General features: G+C 51.0%; 17 protein-coding genes. 8 read left to right on the forward strand and 9 right to left on the reverse strand.

The features are described from left to right. The first annotated feature begins 221 nt into the window (after positions 1-221). From WBG83_RS01475 to WBG83_RS01490, 4 genes are read left to right on the forward strand one after another with little or no spacing between them, the layout of a single operon-like run. Positions 222-1715, forward strand: coding sequence for a spore germination protein (locus WBG83_RS01475; protein ID WP_336742023.1), 1494 nt, complete (start codon positions 222-224; stop codon positions 1713-1715). Between the two features lie 4 nt (positions 1716-1719). Further along, the gene (locus WBG83_RS01480) at positions 1720-2892 is read left to right on the forward strand and encodes a Ger(x)C family spore germination protein (RefSeq protein WP_336742025.1); all 1173 of its coding nucleotides are present in this window, start codon (positions 1720-1722) and stop codon (positions 2890-2892) included. A 36-nt stretch (positions 2893-2928) separates the two neighbouring features. Next, positions 2929-3156, forward strand: a complete 228-nt coding sequence (locus WBG83_RS01485) for a hypothetical protein (protein WP_336742027.1) — start codon at positions 2929-2931, stop codon at positions 3154-3156. 45 nt (positions 3157-3201) lie between these two features. Then, positions 3202-4299 (forward strand): GerAB/ArcD/ProY family transporter, encoded by a 1098-nt coding sequence (locus WBG83_RS01490; protein WP_336742029.1) that lies wholly within the window; start codon positions 3202-3204, stop codon positions 4297-4299. 71 nt (positions 4300-4370) lie between these two features. Here WBG83_RS01490 and WBG83_RS01495 read toward each other — a convergent pair whose 3' ends face one another. Then, complete coding sequence (locus WBG83_RS01495) at positions 4371-5252, reverse strand: sugar phosphate isomerase/epimerase family protein (protein ID WP_336742030.1); 882 nt, start codon at positions 5250-5252, stop codon at positions 4371-4373. Between the two features lie 83 nt (positions 5253-5335). On the opposite strand from WBG83_RS01495, the gene WBG83_RS01500 reads away from it, so the two are divergent. The 3 genes from WBG83_RS01500 to WBG83_RS01510 all read left to right on the forward strand — a co-directional run bounded on the left by WBG83_RS01500 (position 5336) and on the right by WBG83_RS01510 (position 9129). Beyond that, a complete protein-coding gene (locus WBG83_RS01500) occupies positions 5336-6805 on the forward strand; it encodes a GMC family oxidoreductase (protein WP_336742032.1) in 1470 nt (489 codons plus the stop codon). A gap of 17 nt (positions 6806-6822) precedes the next feature. Further along, a complete protein-coding gene (locus WBG83_RS01505) occupies positions 6823-8490 on the forward strand; it encodes a GMC oxidoreductase (RefSeq protein WP_336742033.1) in 1668 nt (555 codons plus the stop codon). Positions 8491-8925: 435 nt separating this feature from the next. Beyond that, positions 8926-9129 carry a hypothetical protein gene (locus WBG83_RS01510; RefSeq protein WP_336742035.1) on the forward strand — a complete coding sequence of 68 codons (204 nt, stop codon included), beginning with the start codon at positions 8926-8928 and terminating at the stop codon, positions 9127-9129. 75 nt (positions 9130-9204) lie between these two features. On the opposite strand, the gene WBG83_RS01515 is transcribed toward WBG83_RS01510, so the two are convergent. The 7 genes from WBG83_RS01515 to WBG83_RS01545 form a co-directional block, all read right to left on the reverse strand. Then, entirely contained in the window at positions 9205-10167 is a 963-nt protein-coding gene (locus WBG83_RS01515) for an aromatic acid exporter family protein (protein ID WP_336742037.1), read from the reverse strand. A gap of 55 nt (positions 10168-10222) precedes the next feature. Further along, positions 10223-11071: an ABC transporter permease gene (locus WBG83_RS01520; protein WP_336742039.1), complete on the reverse strand. Its 849-nt coding sequence runs from the start codon at positions 11069-11071 to the stop codon at positions 10223-10225. Continuing rightward, the gene (locus WBG83_RS01525; RefSeq protein WP_336742041.1) at positions 11068-11877 is read right to left on the reverse strand and encodes an ABC transporter ATP-binding protein; all 810 of its coding nucleotides are present in this window, start codon (positions 11875-11877) and stop codon (positions 11068-11070) included. The genes WBG83_RS01520 and WBG83_RS01525 overlap by 4 nt, the downstream gene beginning before the upstream one ends. A 25-nt stretch (positions 11878-11902) precedes the next feature. Beyond that, positions 11903-12913 carry an ABC transporter substrate-binding protein gene (locus WBG83_RS01530; RefSeq protein WP_336742043.1) on the reverse strand — a complete coding sequence of 337 codons (1011 nt, stop codon included), beginning with the start codon at positions 12911-12913 and terminating at the stop codon, positions 11903-11905. Positions 12914-13158: 245 nt separating this feature from the next. Continuing rightward, entirely contained in the window at positions 13159-13557 is a 399-nt protein-coding gene (locus tag WBG83_RS01535) for a DnaJ family domain-containing protein (RefSeq protein WP_336742045.1), read from the reverse strand. A 184-nt stretch (positions 13558-13741) separates the two neighbouring features. Continuing rightward, positions 13742-14542: an alpha/beta hydrolase gene (locus WBG83_RS01540; protein WP_336742047.1), complete on the reverse strand. Its 801-nt coding sequence runs from the start codon at positions 14540-14542 to the stop codon at positions 13742-13744. Between the two features lie 196 nt (positions 14543-14738). Then, positions 14739-16256 carry a carboxypeptidase M32 gene (locus tag WBG83_RS01545; RefSeq protein ID WP_336742048.1) on the reverse strand — a complete coding sequence of 506 codons (1518 nt, stop codon included), beginning with the start codon at positions 16254-16256 and terminating at the stop codon, positions 14739-14741. Positions 16257-16409: 153 nt separating this feature from the next. Here WBG83_RS01545 and WBG83_RS01550 point away from each other — a divergent pair, with 153 nt between their 5' ends. Next, positions 16410-16736 (forward strand): iron-sulfur cluster biosynthesis family protein, encoded by a 327-nt coding sequence (locus tag WBG83_RS01550; RefSeq protein ID WP_336742050.1) that lies wholly within the window; start codon positions 16410-16412, stop codon positions 16734-16736. A 163-nt stretch (positions 16737-16899) separates the two neighbouring features. On the opposite strand, the gene WBG83_RS01555 is transcribed toward WBG83_RS01550, so the two are convergent. After that, the gene (locus WBG83_RS01555; protein ID WP_336742052.1) at positions 16900-18987 is read right to left on the reverse strand and encodes a hypothetical protein; all 2088 of its coding nucleotides are present in this window, start codon (positions 18985-18987) and stop codon (positions 16900-16902) included. Positions 18988-18999 lie beyond the last annotated feature (12 nt).

Raw genomic sequence — 18999 nt, forward strand, 5'->3', positions numbered from 1 at the left:
TCCTCCTCTCTACTGATCTGGAAAGTATATATGACCCCGGAACCGGCACAAGATCCCAATTCATCAGGATCTAACTAGGTCTATTATACCATATTTTCATATTTTCATGGTGGTCGTCCGTGCGTAGTTGGTCCAACCGACCTCACGGACCTTTTTTTGTATATTATACATGATAAAGGTAATCCTAACGTTACTGAAGCCTGATGAGAGGAGGATTTGTGTTGGATCCAGCATCCCGATTTTCCGAAGACGATCGAATATCGCAGGTGCTCGAGGACAATCGTCTGCGTATAGAGACCATTTTCAAGCATTGCGATGATATTTCATTACTGCCTTGGAGCTACGGGCCTGATTTTCAGTTTCAGGCATTCTCAGTATACCTGCATACCCTCGTTCTAAAGAAAAAAGTAAACTACATGAAAGAATCGCTGCAGGATCTCGTGCCGCATGAGGTTGGTCCCGCAACGATGCTGGAAATCAGCGACGTTATTCAATTTTTTAGCGGAAAAGGCGTCTCCGCCCAGTCGGCGCAGCTGGTCTCTCATTTTGAAGCAGCAGTGCAAGCCGTGGTGATGGGAAATATCCTCATTTTTTTTGACGGCTGGGACCATGCGCTCAGCTATGAAGCCCTGGGTCTGGAAACCAGACAGGTCACGGAATCGACGAATGAATCGTCTGTCCAGGGGCCGCGTGAGGCAACGATTGAAAATCTGGATAAAAATATCGGGATGCTCCGGATGCGAATCAAGAGTCCTGCTTTCAAGGTTGAGCTGCTTCAGATCGGGACATACAGCAAGACCCGGATCATGTATGGCTATATGGAAACGCTAGTCCTGCCTGAAACCTTGGGCGAATTCAAAAAACGAATCGCAGCCATAGACGTTTCAATGGAGATCATGGAGCCCACCTTTATTGAATCCATGATTGAGGACTCAACTTACTCTCCATTTCCCCAGTACCGCTATACTGAACGTACGGATACGGCAGCCGCAGCTCTATTGGAAGGAAAAATCATTGTGATGACTCAAGGCTCGCCTTCAATTTTGATTTGTCCGGGATTATTTCCAGAGTTCTTCTTGACGAGTGAGGATTACTATCAAAGAACCGTTCACTCCAGTTTGATTCGATTCCTAAGAATGGTTGCTTTTTTCATTTCACTTTTGCTGCCAAGCATATATATCGCTTTTTCCACCTTTCATCCAGAATTGCTTCCGACGGTACTTCTCTTGACCATTCTGGATGCCAGAGAAGGGATTCCATTTCCGGCGTTGGTCGAGGCCTTTATTATGGAATTTTTTCTGGAAATGCTTCGAGAAGCCGGAGTCCGCCTGCCGAAGCCGATTGGGTCGGCTGTCAGCATTGTCGGCGCACTTGTTATCGGGCAAGCTGCCATTCAGGCTCATATCGCATCACCCGCCATGGTCATTGTGGTCGCCTCCACTGCAATTGCTTCCTTTGCTATCCCTCAGTACAATATCGGGATCAGCCTGCGGGTTCTAAGATTTCCTTTCATGCTTCTTTCAGCAACGCTTGGTGGATTTGGCCTGATGATTGGCGGCTTGTTGGTCTATCTGCATTTGACTTGCTTGCGGACACTGGGTCAGCCATATCTGAAAACCTTGTCGCCGATTGACCCTCGCAAAATTGTGCAGCTGATTTTCCGGCCATCTATGAAAGCAATGCTACGCTATCCGCATAAGTCGCGAGGAGAATAAACTGATGAGAACGATCCTCAAGATTTTCATCTGTACACCGCTGCTTATCCTTTTAGCAGGCTGCTGGAACAAGTTTGAGATGACAGAATGGGGATTTGTACAGGCCGTTGCAATCGATCGGTCGGATGAAGGCAAGATTGAGCTCAATGTTCATATCTACAAGCCGGGGGGCGATATCACGAGGCAAATGAAAGGCGGTCATTCCTATATGAACATCCGGACGGAAGCGGATTCTGTCTTCGAGGCGGTCCGTGATATCCCTCTCCATCTGGGACGCAAAGCCCAGTGGAGTCATATGCGGGTCATACTGGTTGGCGAGGAGCTGGCCAAGAAAACCAGCATGACCGATCTGGTAGACTTTTTCGAACGCGACCACGAACCAAGAGAAACGATTTCCATCACGATAACCCAAGGCAGAGCCAGCGACTACTTAAACGCTGAGCTGTATGTCGAGAATACGATCGGTCAGCAAGTCAAAACACTCCAGCGAGCCGCTTCGCGGTTTTCATCAAAGACCACGTCTGTAAATTTGCTGGATGTCATTGTCACGTCCAAAAGTGAGGTCAATGCCATGATCGTTCCTTACGCACAATTGCGCAGCAGCAACGCAAAAAAGGAAAAGCAAATCATTTTGGCCGGAGCTGCTCTGCTGAAGGATGGAAAAATGAAGGATTCTGTTCTGTCCCCGGAGCAAGTCAAATATTATCTGATGCTGGCTGACAAATACGAAGGCGGGATTATCGATATCCCGTGCGATGCTTTGGAAAAGACGGGAATTCACTTCACGGAGGCATTTGAGGTTGGTGAGCTCAAAACCAAAATGAAGCCGATGATCAAAGGGGATCAAGTTACCGTTCAAGTAAAAACCGAGATTGAAGGAACAATCGGCGAGCTTCATTGCTCTTCGATTGTGGATCTGGAATCTGAGAAGAAGCTGGCCCAAAGGATCGGTTCTATTGTTGAGGAACGTTTACGAGAAACCGTCCGTGTGCTGCAAAAACAGAAGACGGATGTCCTTGGGATTGGCAATCAACTCTATAGACACCACCCGACTGAATGGCAAAGCTGGAAAAAAAATTGGGATATGCATTTTGCCCAGAGTCAGTTTGACATTCATGTCGATGTGACGATTCATAATGTCGGGAAGGTATCTGGCAAAGCTTCCGTCCGGCATTAGAATGCTATTTTCGGTTACAGTTAGGGGGAAGCGAATATGCCTGTGCAAATGATCGCACTGTTCATTGTTTACACCTCGATACTCGCGTATGATATTCCACGATTAAAGCAATGCCGGTCTCCGGAACGAATTGCATACTGGCTGCTTATGCTCGCTTCGCTTTACCTGGGAATGGATTTTGTATTCAAGCTGCATTGGCCGAATCCAACCAGCATAGTCAAAGATCTGCTGGACAAGCCGTCCATGATGATTTTGAAATCTTGAAAGAACCCTCTTAACAGACAGAAGTGAATTCGAAGGGATGCTTGTATGAACAAACGGGAAACTATAAGCGCACATCAGCTAGCTGTACTGTTCTACGCCTTTATGACCGGATCTGCCATCATCAACATTCCGGCTCCCATAACGGCTCTAGCGCAGAATGGGGCATGGATATCCCTCATCATCGCGATTGCGGCTGGTTTTCTGTTTCTGGCTTGCATGCTGTATTTGCACCGTCAGTACCCGACGCTAACCTTCGTCGGCCATAGCCGGGAGATCCTGGGCAAGTATTTCACGATGCTTTTGTTCATTCCCTTTGTCCTTTTTTTAATGCTGCTGGTGTCGTATATCGTGATCGATATCGGTGCATTTTTCACAACGACAATGCTGAGAGAAACCCCCTCGTATGTGTTTCATTTGTTGATTCTCATGATAGCCAGCTTAACGGCGCGTGCGGGGATTGAAGTCATGGCGCGGATGTTCCCGCTGCTCGTCTACCTGATGCTTGGATTTACCATGCTCGTGCTAGTGTTCGCCTATTCAAACTATCATCCTGAATACCTTCTTCCGATTATGCCAAGCGGCATCGGACCGGTTCTTGAAGGGGCTTATTTTCTGTATGGCTTCCCCTATGGGGAAATTGTTGTCTTTGCCATGCTGCTGCCTTTTGTCCAGCGTAAAGAAGAAAGCGCGTTAGGAAAATATATGGGAACTGCTCTTCTTGTGAACGGACTAAGTCTCATCATTGTGACGATATGCTCCATTATGACTGCAGGACCGTACTCCGGCGAAGTCAAGTTCTCTGTTTTCCTCATCGCGCGAGTCATCAACGTTCAGGACTTTGTCGAACGAGTAGAATCCGTGATTAGTCTGGCGCTGGTCGTGGCTTCTTATATGAAGACGACCATTGCGTTATTTGCACTGAATCTGGCATGCTCGCAGTTGCTGCGCTTACAGAATGACCGGATTTTATTTTTTCCGCTAACGATGTGCTGTTTCTTTCTGACACTCGTTTCGTTTAAGCATGAGATTGAGTTTGCGGAAATGATCCGGCTGCAATGGCCGTTGGTTGTCGCTATCGCGGCTGGACTTCCTGCTCTGGTGACCACAGGCGTATGCCTAGTCAAGAAATGGTTCAAAAGATAAGCGGCCCATGAGCCATTCACGGTTCTAGAAGAGGAACATCATCGTCCTGTACGCTTCTGTGGCATGATTCCTTATGTCCAGCTTAACCCTTCTTCCCTAAGCAGCTTCTTTAGCAGTCTAACGTTCATAATGAACAATTGGGCTCTCGTGAAGCCCTCTAGTTGGTTTGTGGATTCGAGCTTGGACTCGACAGAGATAACTCCGGCGTACTTTTTGCCTTGAAGCCTTTGAAGAAGCTCTCTGATTTGCCCGTCACCTTCTCCTATCAGAGCTGCTTTGCCAGTATTTATGAAAGCGTCCTTTGCCTGGACCCAAGATATATACGGCCAGACATAAGAATAAGCGTCCGTCATAGGCAGTACCTGAGATTGAATGAAGTTTGCGGGATCAAAGGCCAGGCGCAAGCAAGGGGAATGGACTGAATGAAAAATGTCCCGAAGACGTTCCCCGTTGCTCCCATATAGAAGGGCATCATTCTCAAGCATTAAGGTAATCCCTTCCCGTTCAGCAATTTGCGCCATCAGCCTCATTCTACATATCACCTCATCCCGATACTCTCGCGGGTCTGCTCCTTTGGGCACATAAAATGAAAAAATTCGAACATTCGTGGTTTCGAAAAATCTAGCCAAGCAAATCGCATGCATTAAATCATGAAGCTGCGGTGTGAAAGGCTCTCTGATATCATACTTCCCAATCGAGGTATTCAAGCTGTTGACCTTAAATCCGCGTTCGCGGATTTTTTTTTTCATTCGAACAATTTCTTTTTCCGGCAGTGCCAGCATATTAGATACAGGAGGAAAAACATTGCTCCCAACGCTTCGCAAATCCAGATAACGGATTCCTTCTTGCTCCAGAACATCCAATTGTGTATCCAAATCCGGTGAAATTTCATCTCCATAGCCTGACAAAAGGATCATATTGAATTCACCGAGCCCCTCCCTTTTAATGTTCATTCTCTTCATTTGTATGTGTTTGTTCACAAGCAGATGTTTGGAACGAAAAAATCTCACGCCATGGACACATCGGAGGTAAGTACATGAGAATTCGCATAACAGAAGAACGAATGCCGAAACGTCCTCACACTTGCATACCTCCTATGTTGCCGCCTCTGGAGCAATGGATTCCCCTTGCTTCCCTGGAACAAATGCAGCAAACGGAGTATGATGCTCTTATTGTCGGCAGTGGTGCGGGCGGGGGAGCTGTCCTGTGGCGGCTGTGCGAGCGGTGGCAGCATAGCGGCAAAAGGATCGGCATGCTGGAAGCTGGAGACCTGTTGATTCCAACAAATGCGCGGAATATTTCTACTCTGGATCAAGAGCGGTGCGATCAATTCATCTCAAATCCCAAGGTTTCCATTCCGATGCGATTCCCTCAATTCCCCAATGCCATCGAGGTGATTGCACTTGGAGGAGGAACGTTGGTTTGGGACGCGAACTGTCCGCGCTTTCTTCCGTCGGTAATGGAGCATTGGCCGCTTCCCCCACAAGAATTAGAGCCTTTTTACAATATTGCGGAGCAGGTCATGAATGTTACGAAAGCCTATTCCGAGCAAGCTCCTGTCACCCAAATCCTGCTGAATCGGCTATGGCTTAACGGTTATCCTGAAGCCAGCGCAATGCCGAGAGCGTTAAATCTGAATCCGGTCAAACGTGGAAAAATCGAGTCCGATGTTTTTTTTAGTTCCATTCTTTTTCTGGCGCGTGCTTTGAATTTGCGCAAGTTTGATTTAGCCGCCAACGCCCGTGTTACCCGAGTGCTGACCGAACGAGGCAAGGCGGTTGGCGTTGAGGTAAAAGATCGGGAGAAAACTACATTTCGAATCAAAGCGAAAACCATCATCTTATCGGCCAGTACTTTCGAAACGCCTCGAATTTTGCTCTATTCAGGAATTGTTGGACATGCGGTCGGACATTATCTTCTCGATCAAATTGCGTTGCGGGGCACAATCCGTGTGAATCGCTCCTCCTTATTCCCACGGAATATGGGACCCCTATGGATCCTGATCCCCCAGACAGATCAACGTCCCTTTCAGTTTATGATTTCGGAAGAGGAGGCCAAATCTTCGGAAAACGAAATTGCGGTCCTCATTAGAAGCTATGCTGCTATTGAGCCGCGGTTTGAGAACCGGGTTGAGCTTGATCCTCAGCAAAGGGATGACTTTGGCGTTCCGAAGTTAAAGGTCCACTTTTCCCTTTCTCCTCACGATGAAGCGCAGCTTTCCCGATTAACCCTTGCGACGAAACAGGTAATCAGGACGTTAGGCGCTATCCATGAGGAGATTTGTCTCAGGCCCCCAGGCGATCCGCATCATGAATCTGGAACTTGCCGGATGGGGGTGGACCCTGCTGTTTCAGCAACAAATCCGTACGGCCAAATTCATGGAATCCCTTCACTTTTTGTAGCGGATAATAGTGTGCTTCCTTCTCTCGGAGCAGCGAATCCGACACTCACAACAGTAGCACTGTCTATCCGTACAGCCGATTATATAGCCAGCCAAGCTCGCTAACAGGGAGGAGAAGTAGTATGAGGATCTGTGTCGCTACTAGTGGAGATACGCTGAGAACGATTGCCAAGAAATACAATGCCGACATGAAGGCCGTAATGGACATTAATCCTCATATTCAGAATTCGGATGCCAATATCGAGGGAATGTCTGTCAGGATTCCGGATATCCCTCCGGCCTGCAATTCCGTTCGGGAGCACATCCAGTTTGGTCCTCCAGTAGCCGATGAATACGCAGAAAACTGGATTCCCATTACCCCATTGGAGCAAATGGCACAAACGGATTACGATGTTCTGATTATCGGTAGTGGGGCCGCCGGAGGTGGCGTGCTTTGGAGATTGAGTCAACGCTGGGGAAACAATGGGAAAAAGATCGGGATGATTGAAGCTGGCGATCTTTTCCTGCCCACGCATCTTATCAACATCCCCACTTATAATCTCGGTCTTGTGGAAGCTATCTGGAAAAACCCCCGCTATTCGAAACGCATCCGCGAGTCGTATTCCACAAATCATTTGCCTCCTATGCCGGTCGACTATTTCATTTCCAACGTCTTGGGAGGAAAGACACTGCATTGGGGCGCCGCTTGTCCGCGCATGTTCCCCTTCGATCTATCCCGGTTGCATGTATCTAAGCAAGACATGAACAATTATTACAATGTGGCGGAACGAATGATGAATGTAACACAGGAGTTTGCCAAAGGCTCGGCATTTCAGGAGGTTATGCTTCAGCGGCTGCAAATCAGCGCATTTCCGGAAGCCATGGACGTCCCGATGGCTGTTGACCTTACTCAGACACAGCTCGGTCGGCTGCATTCGAATGTTTTTTTCAGTTCCATTATTCCCCTGGCAGCAGCACTGAATATACGGCCTGTTGACTTGACTGTACAATCTCGCACGCTTCGAGTAGTAACGGCACATAACCGGGTTACAGGGGTGGAGGTGGCTTCACCAGACCAAAAAATGTACACACTGAACGCCAAGACAGTCGTTCTTGCGGCAGGCTCGCTGGAGACACCGCGTATTTTGCTGCATTCCGGCATTCAGGGAGAAGCGATAGGCAGGTATTTGACGAACCATTCACGGCTGGATGCCGCCGGGCTTGCTCTGCGCAGCGAGATGCCTGAGGATTTAGGAATACTCAACGTCTTGATTCCTCGCACAGCGAGTCGTCTCTTTCAGATGCAAATCCATTATTTGAATTATTCTGAATACAGGGAACCTCCTTTGAAGCACGAAGTCCCGGTCATATTTATTCCATCCGGGCTGGTTGAGCCCCGGTTTGACAACTGCGTGACATTAGACCCCTATAGAACGGACGAGTATGGAATTCCGGAGCTGCGTATCCACTTGTCATACAGTGAAGAGGATTATGCTGTGATCCGTCAGATGGAACGAGCGATACGGGAGGCTGCATCAGCTATGAATGTCCGATTATTCGAGAAAAACGGCCAACCGGCGATTACCTTAAGGCGTCCCGGCGGTGAAAATCATGAAATGGGAACCTGCAGAATGGGAATTAATCCAGTAACATCTGCAGCAAACCTATATGGCCAAATCCACGGGATGTCTGGATTATATGTGGCGGGAAACTGCGTTATTCCCACTACTGTCGCTGCTAATCCCACTTTGACCGCTGTCGCCTTGGCTATACGAACGGCCGATTACATTGCAGAGGAAAACAATGTTTAACATGGACCCTAATGAATATCCCTTGCAGATCCCGGGCCGTTGACAAACCCTCTGATGTTGATTCCTCCTCATCGGAGCGCGGATTGCCTACAGCTTCCTTCAGATTCTGCCGCGCGGCGGACACCCCTGCTTCTGGTAACAGCCGGCAATCGTCAGCCTCCGTTCGGGACTTTTACCCTGGAAATGACGCCCATGCTGGGCGCATACGCAAAAACAGCCCCGGGGATGTTCCCTGGGACTGTTTCGACCGGTGCTTCCGGATTTATGTTTAATTTTACTATAATATGGTTAATTGTCAAATGTTAACTCATTCTTTTCGTTTCATGGATTCACACGCCTTGATTTCAGGCAATTTTCAGACAGCCTTCAGCGGAATTTCAAGCCGGGCCGCTATAATCATCGTAATTCCCATTCCATGCACAAAGGATGATAGCTGTGAAGGTTACCCGTTCTGCTGCAATCGGCAGCTTGCAATATCAAGCGTTTCATCATAGAGCACTGCAGCGGGCCGGCTTGTCCGGTTCCTATCAGCAAGCGGCTTCTTCCCAAAAAGAGGCTGCCGCTCCCAAAACCGATACGGTTCAAATCAGCCTGGAAGCGATGAGCGCCTACCGGAATTCATTGTCCGGCTCCTTATAAGCAAGCCGCCCCCCCGTGCGCAAGCCTTTTTCCAAGTCCAGAAATCATGCTGGAATACAAATCATCTACAGGAGTTTATGATCCTGAATGCTGCGGCTTCCGTTTCTTCTCCTTGCGGGCAATCGACAAGAACAAACGCAGCTCCACGCCCAGCTGCAGCAGCGCGGAACGCGCCTCGAACTCCGCCCTGCTGGCAGGCAGAGGCATTTGTTTATACTTTTTCCGCAGCTCCTCCAGGTAGTGTTCCGCTTGTCCCGTGTAATGCTCGGATTTCACATCCTCGCTCAGCTCCCGGAAAATCTCTCCCATCAGCCGGCCCTGATCCAAGGTCTGATCCACTTGAGAAACAAGCATCATCATCCGCTGAATCGACTCCAGCTGCTGGCTGCGCATCAGAAAATAAGTCAGCCACGGGCTGTCCTCGGCAAACAAATGATTTTCCTTCGCCTTACGGGCCATCTCCACCCCCTGCCCAATATGCGCCTCGGCCGAAATCAATTCCTTCCCGCTCCACACTCTGCTGTGGTCATCCAGGTATTCCGCAATCCGGGTGAACATCACGGAAAACAGCCCTTCTACCACATGCCGTTTTTCCAGCAGCTGCTTGTCCAGCTTCGGCATATAGGCAAGATTGACCAGCACCGCTGAACCAAGGCCGATGACCAGCAATAAGATTTCATTATATAGAAAAGAAGGCGCTACGGTACGGGCGCTGTACACATGAAACATAATGACGGAGCTGTTAATCATGCCGTCCCTCAAGTGAACGCGGCTCAGCACAGGGTAAGCCAATACAATGTAAAGGCCGATGACCCAGGCATGGTAACCGAACACCATAAACAAAAAAACAGCCACAAACAACCCCAGCAGCGCCGCAGCGAAACGCACAGAAACGCTCTTGAGGCTTTTTTTGCGGGTTACGTCTACTCCGAGAATAGCCAGCAATCCGGCGGAGGACGCGAACTGCAAGCCAAGCAGGCCGGCGGCATAAACGGCAATGACGGAGGCAAGCGCTGTTTTCAAGACACGAATTCCCACGGGGCTCCCCCTGTCTTTCATTTTCCCTCTATGGTAACGAAAGACAGGGACAAACTCAACCGTGCCGGTTCATTTTATCCTCCAGCCAGGAGACGAGCTTATACATCACCGCAGCCACAATCCCGATAATAAACAGGCTCCCGATGACGAGGGTGAAGTTAAACACCTGAAAGCCGTACACGACCAGATATCCTAGCCCTTGCTTGGATACAAGGAATTCGCCGACCATCACCCCGACCCAGGCCAGGCCCACATTCACCTTCAATGCCGAAACAATCGTCCCTATCGAAGCCGGAAATATAACCTTGCGGAACACATCTCCCTTGCTCCCGCCGAATATTTGCACGACCTTCACCAGATTGCTGTCCACTTCCCGAAAGCTGTTATACACCACCAGGATCGTAATGATGACGGTAATCGCAAGGGTCATCGCCACAATCGAGAACAAGCCCGGACCGAAGCCTACGATAAACAGCGGGCCCAGTGCCACCTTCGGCATGCTGTTCAGCACGACAATGTACGGATCGAGCACCTTGGCCAGAAACGGCACCCACCAAATCAATGCGGCCAGCAGTGTTCCCGCCAGCGTGCCAAGCAAAAAACCGATTACCGTTTCTCCTACCGTTGCGGCTACATGCGGCAAAAGACTTCCATCCAGCAGCTTCGTATAAAGCAATGCTATAATTTTACTCGGATAGCTGAACAGCAAAATATCGATCCATCTCAGCCGTCCTGCCAGCTCCCAGAGACCGAAGAACAGAGCCAAAAGGGAGATTTGTGAAGCCAGCACAAGCCGCCGCTGCTTCCGCTGAGCCGTAAGATAAGCCTGCTGCACATGCTCAATCAGCGGAAAAGACTCGGAGGAGCTTGCCCGGTAAGGCTTTTCCGTTACAGGCTCTCTCATATAGGCTCCTCCTTTTGCGAGGGGGATACTTGATCCCGCTCCTCCTCATTTTCCAAATCACGCCAAATCCCATGAAACAATCGGTGAAAATCCGTCTGCTCCCGCGCATGGAACGGCGCCGATTGCCGGATCGCCTCCGGCACCAGCCATTCGCGTTTAATACGTCCGGGATTGCGCTGCATCACAAGCACGCGATCACTCATGGCAATAGCTTCCGAAATATCGTGGGTCACCAGGATGGCCGTCTTGCCCCGAGCCTTGAGCGTCTCTGCAACCAAATCCTCCAGCTGCAGCTTGGTCTGGTAGTCCAGTGCGGAGAAAGGCTCGTCAAGGAGCAGCAGCTCTGGATTCGTGCTAAGCGTACGGACGAGAGCCACCCGCTGCCGCATCCCCCCCGATAACTGGCGCGGATACTGCGCCAGCACATCCCCAAGCCCCATTTCCTCCAGCAGCTCCCGCACAAAGCGCTCTTTTTCCGGAGTTTTGTTCCCCGTAAGCTCCAGGCCGATCAAGGCATTGTCCAGAATCGTCCGCCACGGAAACAAATAGTCCTGCTGAAGCATGTATCCGATTTTGCCGTTTTTGGCTCCGGGAGATGCCCCAAACACCTCAACCTCTCCACACGTCGGCTGAATAAGCCCTGCAACGATGGACATGAGCGTCGTCTTGCCGCAGCCGCTGGGACCGACCAGACTGATGAATTCGCCGGTTTGCAGCGACAGGTCGATACGGTCCAGCGCCAAATATGCTTTTGTCTCGCTAACGTAAACGTGGGTCACCCCCGCCAGCCGTACCGACTCGCTCATGGCGCCTCACCTCTCTATCCCAGAATTACTTCACCGTCTGCTTCGCCTTCTCGGCAAAGCTGTTATTAACCAGTGCTTTATAATCGGCCCGCTCCTTCAATTCACCCGCCGCCGACATCACAGCTTGAAGATTGTTCCATTCCGTCTCATCGATGACCGCGTCCACGGCAAACGAGCCCTGATCCTTGTACCGCTTCACCACACGTTCCACAATTTGCGGATCGGTATCCTTGAAATAGGGCAAAATAGCGGCTGTAATTTCCTGCGGCGATTTCTGCTGCACCCACAGCTGCGCTTTTTGGACCGCATTGGTAAATTTTTGAACCGTGGCGCCCTGCTTCTCAATCAAGCTTTTTTTCGTCATAAACACGGTATACGGCAGCTGCCCGCTCTCCACACCAAACGAGGCAACGACATACCCCTTGCCTTCTTTTTCAAACACTGAGGCTTGCGGCTCGAACAATTGCACGTAATCTCCCGTCCCTGAGGTAAAAGCGGCCGGTATGTTGGCAAATTCTACATTTTGAATCAGCGTGACGTCCTTCTGGGGATCAATGCCTTTCTTTTTTAATGTAAATTCGCCTGCCATTTGCGGCATACCGCCTTTTCTTTGTCCCAGAAACGTCTGGCCCTTAAGCTGATTCCAATTGAAGTCCGAAGCCGGTTTCCGGGCGACCAGAAATGTCCCATCAGTTTGAGTCAGCTGGGCAAAGTTAATAACCGGGTCTTCCGCACCCTGCTGCTGGACATAGATGGAGGTTTCGGAACCGACGAGTGCAATATCAATCGAATTGGTCAACAATGCGGTCATCGTTTTATCGCCGCCCGGTGTCGTCGTCAGTTCAACCTCCAGTCCCTCCTCTTTAAAAAAGCCTTGACTCAGTGCCACATACTGCGGTGCATAAAAAATCGACCGCGTTACCTCGCCAATCGTAATTTTGGCCGGTGCAGGCTCTGTTCTGGCACATCCGGCCAGCAGGACCGGCACAAGCAGGACAATCGCTGCGATCCAGCGGCGCCAAATTTTTGTTCTCATGGGTGTGTCCCTCCAGCGATTTTCAAATGATGGTTTTACAGTGTATGCGGAAGCCCAAACGTTCGCGAATAGACGTATGAAAAAAAACCAAGCGGACTGTTAGCCCGCTTGGCCTGTGATTTGATGCGATTTTATTCATGAAACGATCGGCAATGGACCCGGTTACCCATACTTGAGAAGAAGGTTACGGATGCTAGTTCCGTTAGCACGGCAGGCTGCCTTCCGGTATGCTTTTCACCATGCTTCTAGGACTTTGCCTGCGTGTCCTTAGAATCCTGCCCCACTTCCCGCAGCTTGGCTTCGTACAAGGTGTATGCCTCGGTTTTGCTGAGCCCGCGCTGCTCCATCAGCATCTGCAAGCGAAGCTGCTTTTCCGTGAGCTTGCGTTTCAGGCGATCCTGCTCCTCGGCGGATTGGCAGGCTCGGATTAAATCCTGCAGTGTCAGCATCTCCTTGCTAAGCTGCATCTCTTCCGGAAGAACGCCTGCGTTTTTGAGCAGCTTAAAGCCAACCCGCAGCTCCTCTGGAATCATGGACCAATCCTCCAGCTGCAGCCGCTTTCCTTTTCCCGGAAACTGGTCGAAATCGCCATTTTTCATCGCTTCCTTTATCTTGTCCTCCGCCAGCTGCTGAATCCAGTCCATGCAAGCCACCTCCTTCTCGCCTCTCATCTTGCAGGGACCTGTCTTCCGTTATACCGGACCATGTGTATCCGAGCGTTTGCAGCGTGAAATCACAGCACCGATGTTCCGCAATCATCAGATCCATATTGCGCGCAATGTGACGTCGCTTGACGGTGCTCCGCCACATGAATGAAGCATCGGCTGCCTAGCTCCGAGTCCAGCCGATTCCATTCAGCCAGCTCTCACATAGTGTTGTCCACTGCTTAATATCCGGCCGATCCGCCGGAATCCCGAGCCCATGGCGCCCCTCACGGAATACGTGCAAATCGAACGGAATCCGGTGCCTGCTCAGCGCGGCGGCAAACAGCATGCTGTTCTCCACCGGCACACTGGCGTCATTGGCCGTATGCCACAGGAACGTTGGCGGTGTTTCCGGCCCTACCTGACGATCCGTAGACAGCTTCTCCAGCAGTCTCGCAGCAGGCGCATCCCCCAACAAGCGCTGAACAGAGCCTTCGTGTCGATGCTCGATAAACGAAATGACCGGATAACACAAGATCAATGCGTCCGGACGCGACGATTGTGCCGCAATGGCATCCTCCAGCGAACCCTCGGCCGGGTCCAAATGTGTGCCGACGGTAGAGGCCAAATGCCCTCCCGCCGAAAAGCCGAGCACGCCGATCCGGCTTGGGTCAAGCTTCCATTCCGCTGCCCGGTAGCGTACAAGCTTCACCGCACGCTGCGCGTCCATCAGCGGATACGGGTGCTGGTACGGGGCTACCCGGTAATGAAGCACGAATGCGGACAGGCCAATCGAATTCAGCCATTGGGCCACCGGCTCCCCTTCATGCTGGGCCCTCCGCTGGTAGCCGCCGCCCGGGAACACGATTACTGCCGGATGCGGCTCTTTTTTATCCAGCAAGTAAAGATCAAGACGCGGAACTTCTTCCGATAAAGCAGTATCAAAGCCTGGAACCGTTTGCTCCCATAAAGGAATCGTCGTCATCGGTATAATCTCCCTTTCGCCATGTCGGGTTACCCGGAATCAACTACACGTGCAGTGCCCGTCTCTCAGCGCCTTCGTCAAACTTTCTGCCAGCCGTTCGACATCCACATGTCGGCGCCATGCTGACGCAGCCTGGCAAAAATGCTCTGAAGCGCAGCCGTCTCCACTTGAAAAACAGTGGACTCCGGTTTGCGTCCTACAGCCTATAAATGTCCTTGTACTTCTCTTCCAAGTATTCCGCCAAATAAACCGGATTCAGCTCTTCCCCGGTAACCTGCACAATAATTTCGCCTGGGGTCAGCAGCTTTCCGTGGCGGTACACCTTCTCAATCAGCCAGCTTCGAATTGGAGCCAGATTGCCCGCTGCAATAAGCGAATCGAATTCAGGCAGCTCGCTGCGCAGCCGCTTAATCATTTGAGCGCCGTACATATTCCCCAGCGCATAGGAAGGGAAGTAGCCAAAGTCCCCGCCGGACCAATGCACATCCTGCAGCACGCCGTCCGCATCCGTTTCCGGTACGATGCCGAGGTATTCCTCATACTTGGCATTCCAGGCCGCCGGCAAATCAGCGACCTGCAAATCGCCGTTGAAAAGAGCCTTTTCCAGCTCATACCGGATAATAATATGAAGGTTATAGGTCACTTCATCCGCTTCAATCCGGATAAGCGACGGCTCCGCTACGTTAATGCCGCGGTAGAAATCATCTGCGCTTACGCCGCCCAGCTGCAGCGGATACAGCTTCTGCAGCTCACTGTAATAACGCGACCAGAACGGCTTGCTGCGGCCAATCATATTTTCCCACAGGCGGGATTGGGATTCATGGATGCCCATCGAGGTGCCTTCGCACAGATTTGTGCCGATCAGCTCCTCCGACACGTTCTGCTCATACAGGGCATGGCCGCATTCATGAATGGTGCCGAACAGAGCGCTGACCACATCATGCTCCAAATACCGCGTCGTGATGCGCACGTCCCCCGGGTTCAGCCCGGTAGCAAACGGGTGGACGCTCTCATCGAGCCGTCCCGCATCGAAATCATAGCCAAGCTGCCCGAGCATGTAGAGGCTGTATTGCTTTTGCTTCGCCACATCAAAGGTTTGCTTCAGGAATTTTGTCTCCGGCTTGCTCTCGGACCGGGCGATGGCTTCCACCAGCGGCACCAGCCTATCCCGCAATTGGCCGAACAGCTCGTCAAGCTTAGCCACAGTCATTCCCGGCTCATACATATCCAGCAAGGTATTGTATTTGTGATCCTGATAGCCCCACAGCTCAATAAACTGCTGCTTCATCGCCACAATTTTCTCCAGATACGGCTGGAACATCGCGAAATCATTGTTCTCCTTGGCTTCTTCCCAAATCGATTCAGCCTGGGATGCCAGCACGACATAGGCTTGATACAAATCCGGAGGGATTTTCTGGCTGCGGTCATACTCCTCCTTGCACTCCTCCGCCATTTTGCGTTCCACCCTGCTGAGCGATCCGAGATTAGCCGGAGCCAGCAGCACCTCCAGGCAGCCCTTCATTTCATCGGATACGGTCAGCTTGAACATCTCCGCAGACAGCTCGCCAATCGCCTCCGAACGGGCCTCCACTCCTTTTTTGGGAGCACCCGTGCGTAAATCCCAGTACAGGACACCAAGCGTTTCATGATAGCTATGTATTTTTTTGACCAGCTTGCGGAAGGCTTCCTTTGTTTGTGTCAATGCTTCACTCATCTGAATTGTAACGCTCCCTTCTGCGTTGGTTCCCGTAAAGCCCGGGAACCTATCCTTTCTGATCATACGTTTTATCTGTTTCGGACGCAACTCCTGCACAAGGTGTGCTATAATGACAACTTAGAGTCCCTAATGAAAGGAAGTCCAGCTGCGATGAACATCACCTATAGCGAACCCGCGATTACCCAAATTGAGCGCCAAGCCGGCGACAAACCATTTGAATTGAAGCTGGTCTACGATTCCGAGGGCTGCGGCTGTTCCGTGAGCGGCGTTGCCACCCTATGGCTGGTAGAACCGGGCGATACGAAGGATTTGAAAGCCGGAGGAACGCCGTTCGAAGCCCGCTATGAGCAGCGGCACGAGATTTTTTTCGATCATGAGCTGTCGGTGGATTTCACCCCGGAGCGCCAGTCTTTCGTGCTTAAAAGCAGCAGCCAAATTTACAGCAACCGGATGAGGCTGGTAGACAAACGGGCTTAATCAGCCCCATGCCTGGCAGCGCGTGGAGCCGTGCTTCGGGTCAAGCACCTCCAGTGAAGGTGGAACGGCTTTTGCCGATTCCACTTTTTTTCATTTCGTTACAAAAAGCCTTCGCTTTCCTGCATTGCTGCAGGCGTGCGAAGGCTTTTGCCCTATGCTGCGATTATTGTTCCTTGAAAGAGCCGATATAACGCTTGGCTTCACCGCTTGGCGTTTCGATGACCTCATACATTTTCAAGGTCAGGTTCGTTTCCGCCTGTGATAATTTGATGTTGGACAAGCTGATCGTTTGTTTGCCTGTCAGCAGCTTGCTGGTTCCGGTCAGAGCGATATCCTGAGAGCCCAGCACGCGGCCCAGCGAATCCACCATCTCAAAGCGGATGGTTGAGAAGTTGGAATCGACCACAACGTTCTCCGCACGCTCAATCAGCGTCGTCAGCTCCAGATTGTACGTATAAGTGGAGCTATAGGTGAAGGACAAATCATGATCCTGGATTTTGATGTCAAATGGATAAATCGAAATCGTGTCTGTAAAGTTCGGTGCTTGTACCGGTGGAAGCTGCACTTCAGCAAGCACAAGCTGTGACTTCTCATCCTTCACGCGCAAGGCGAGCTTGCCGCTTGTTTCTGTTGTCGGCACGGCGAAGGAATAGCTGAGCAGATAGCCCAGGTTCGGTGTCAGCGTAGTCAGTGTGGACGTCTGCTTTGTGCCATAATATACCACACCATCCGCGTTCACCAGCTCGATCTCCATGCCCGGCAGCGCCAGTGCTTCCTTATCTGTATCCTTGAGCACGAATTTGGCGATGTATGTTCCGTAGCCAAAGTCGTCATTTTCACCCAAGCTAAACTCGGCCAGCTTCATCTCCAAATCCTGATAGGTTTCCATAGAATACGATTTGAGAGACAGCGGTGTATTCAAGGAATACAGCGGCAACGAATCAATAGATACCGGCTCGGATGCTGCCTGATACAGATGACCTGCAAATACAGGCACTTCAACACCGGAGGTGCTGCTCGAGCTGACTGCCGCTTTGGCTTCGGTCAGCGTCAATTGCACCTTCGACAGGTCGGTACCGGACGGCAAGGTTGCCGACAGCCGGTATGTTTCGTTCTCTCCTGCACCCAGATAGGACGGATGCGTGTCATCGTCATCGGCAGAGACTACTACGCCGTCAACAAGATACAGCGCGTTTAAGGAAGGCAAACGGACACCTTCGGTTTTGCTGTTCTTAATCATCACCATGGCTTGCACATACTGTCCATCGGTAGTCGGCTTCGTTGTTGTGTCGTTTACCTTAATCTCGAGTCCGTTCGACGGGTCCGCCGCATAAGCGGCTGTGTCTCCCGGCGCAGTCAGGCTGGCCGTTCCCGACAAGTCGAGCGTGCCCAGGACATTGGTCGTATCGCTAGTCAGCTGCATTTCCAGCTTGAAGCTGTCTACGCTGAAATTTTTCGAAACCGCTGTTTTGAGCGTAATGGTCTTAGGCTGGTTCGGCAGTAAAGCCTGATCCTGCCCGCTAACAGCCGTGGTAGAGTACGACAGCCCGCGGCTGTCCTTGATTACATATTGATATCCGGACGGCAGCGTAGCTGTCGTGCTGGACAGGTTGGTGGCCGAAATATCAGTGTACAAATACCACTGCGTACCGCTAAAAACCATGTAGCTTCGTACAGGCTCGATCGTGACATAAGCGCTTTCGGCCAGCGTGCTGTCGATTTTGTTCAAATTCAGCACGGCTTGCGATTTGCCCGCTTGTGCAGCTGTAGTTGCCCCGCCTGCTGACAGCGAGCCAATACTCTTCATAAAGGTAGGCAAATTGTAATCCCATTGGAATACAGTAACTTGAAGCTGATCCAGAGACAGGCCGTTGGGAATATCGGCGAAATACTTATAATCGGTCGCTTGACCGCTGTAGACGAGCGAGGATACCCGCTCAGACAGCTGCGCCGAGAAGGAGCTTCCATCCGCAGTGGTCACCTTCACGCCATACTGGTTATAGTTGACGGTTGACGCCCCGTCGTTATTCAAGCGGACGGTGAAGCGGAAGGACTGCTTGTTATCATTCGTGGAGAGAATCGCGTTCTCCAGCGTGAAATACACCTGATCGTTAATAAAGACAGCTTCCTTATCTGCATGGACCCGCATCGTGCCCGGCCAAACGGCCAGCAGCACAAGCAGGGCAATAAGCATGCAGTGTATCGTGATGATGAGTCGGCTCTGCCGTTTCAGGTTCGACATCGAGTTCAAAAGTTTCAACCT

This window comes from Paenibacillus sp. y28 (genome assembly GCF_037137075.1).
In the GTDB taxonomy this organism is placed as follows: Bacteria; Bacillota; Bacilli; order Paenibacillales; family NBRC-103111; genus JBBBNV01.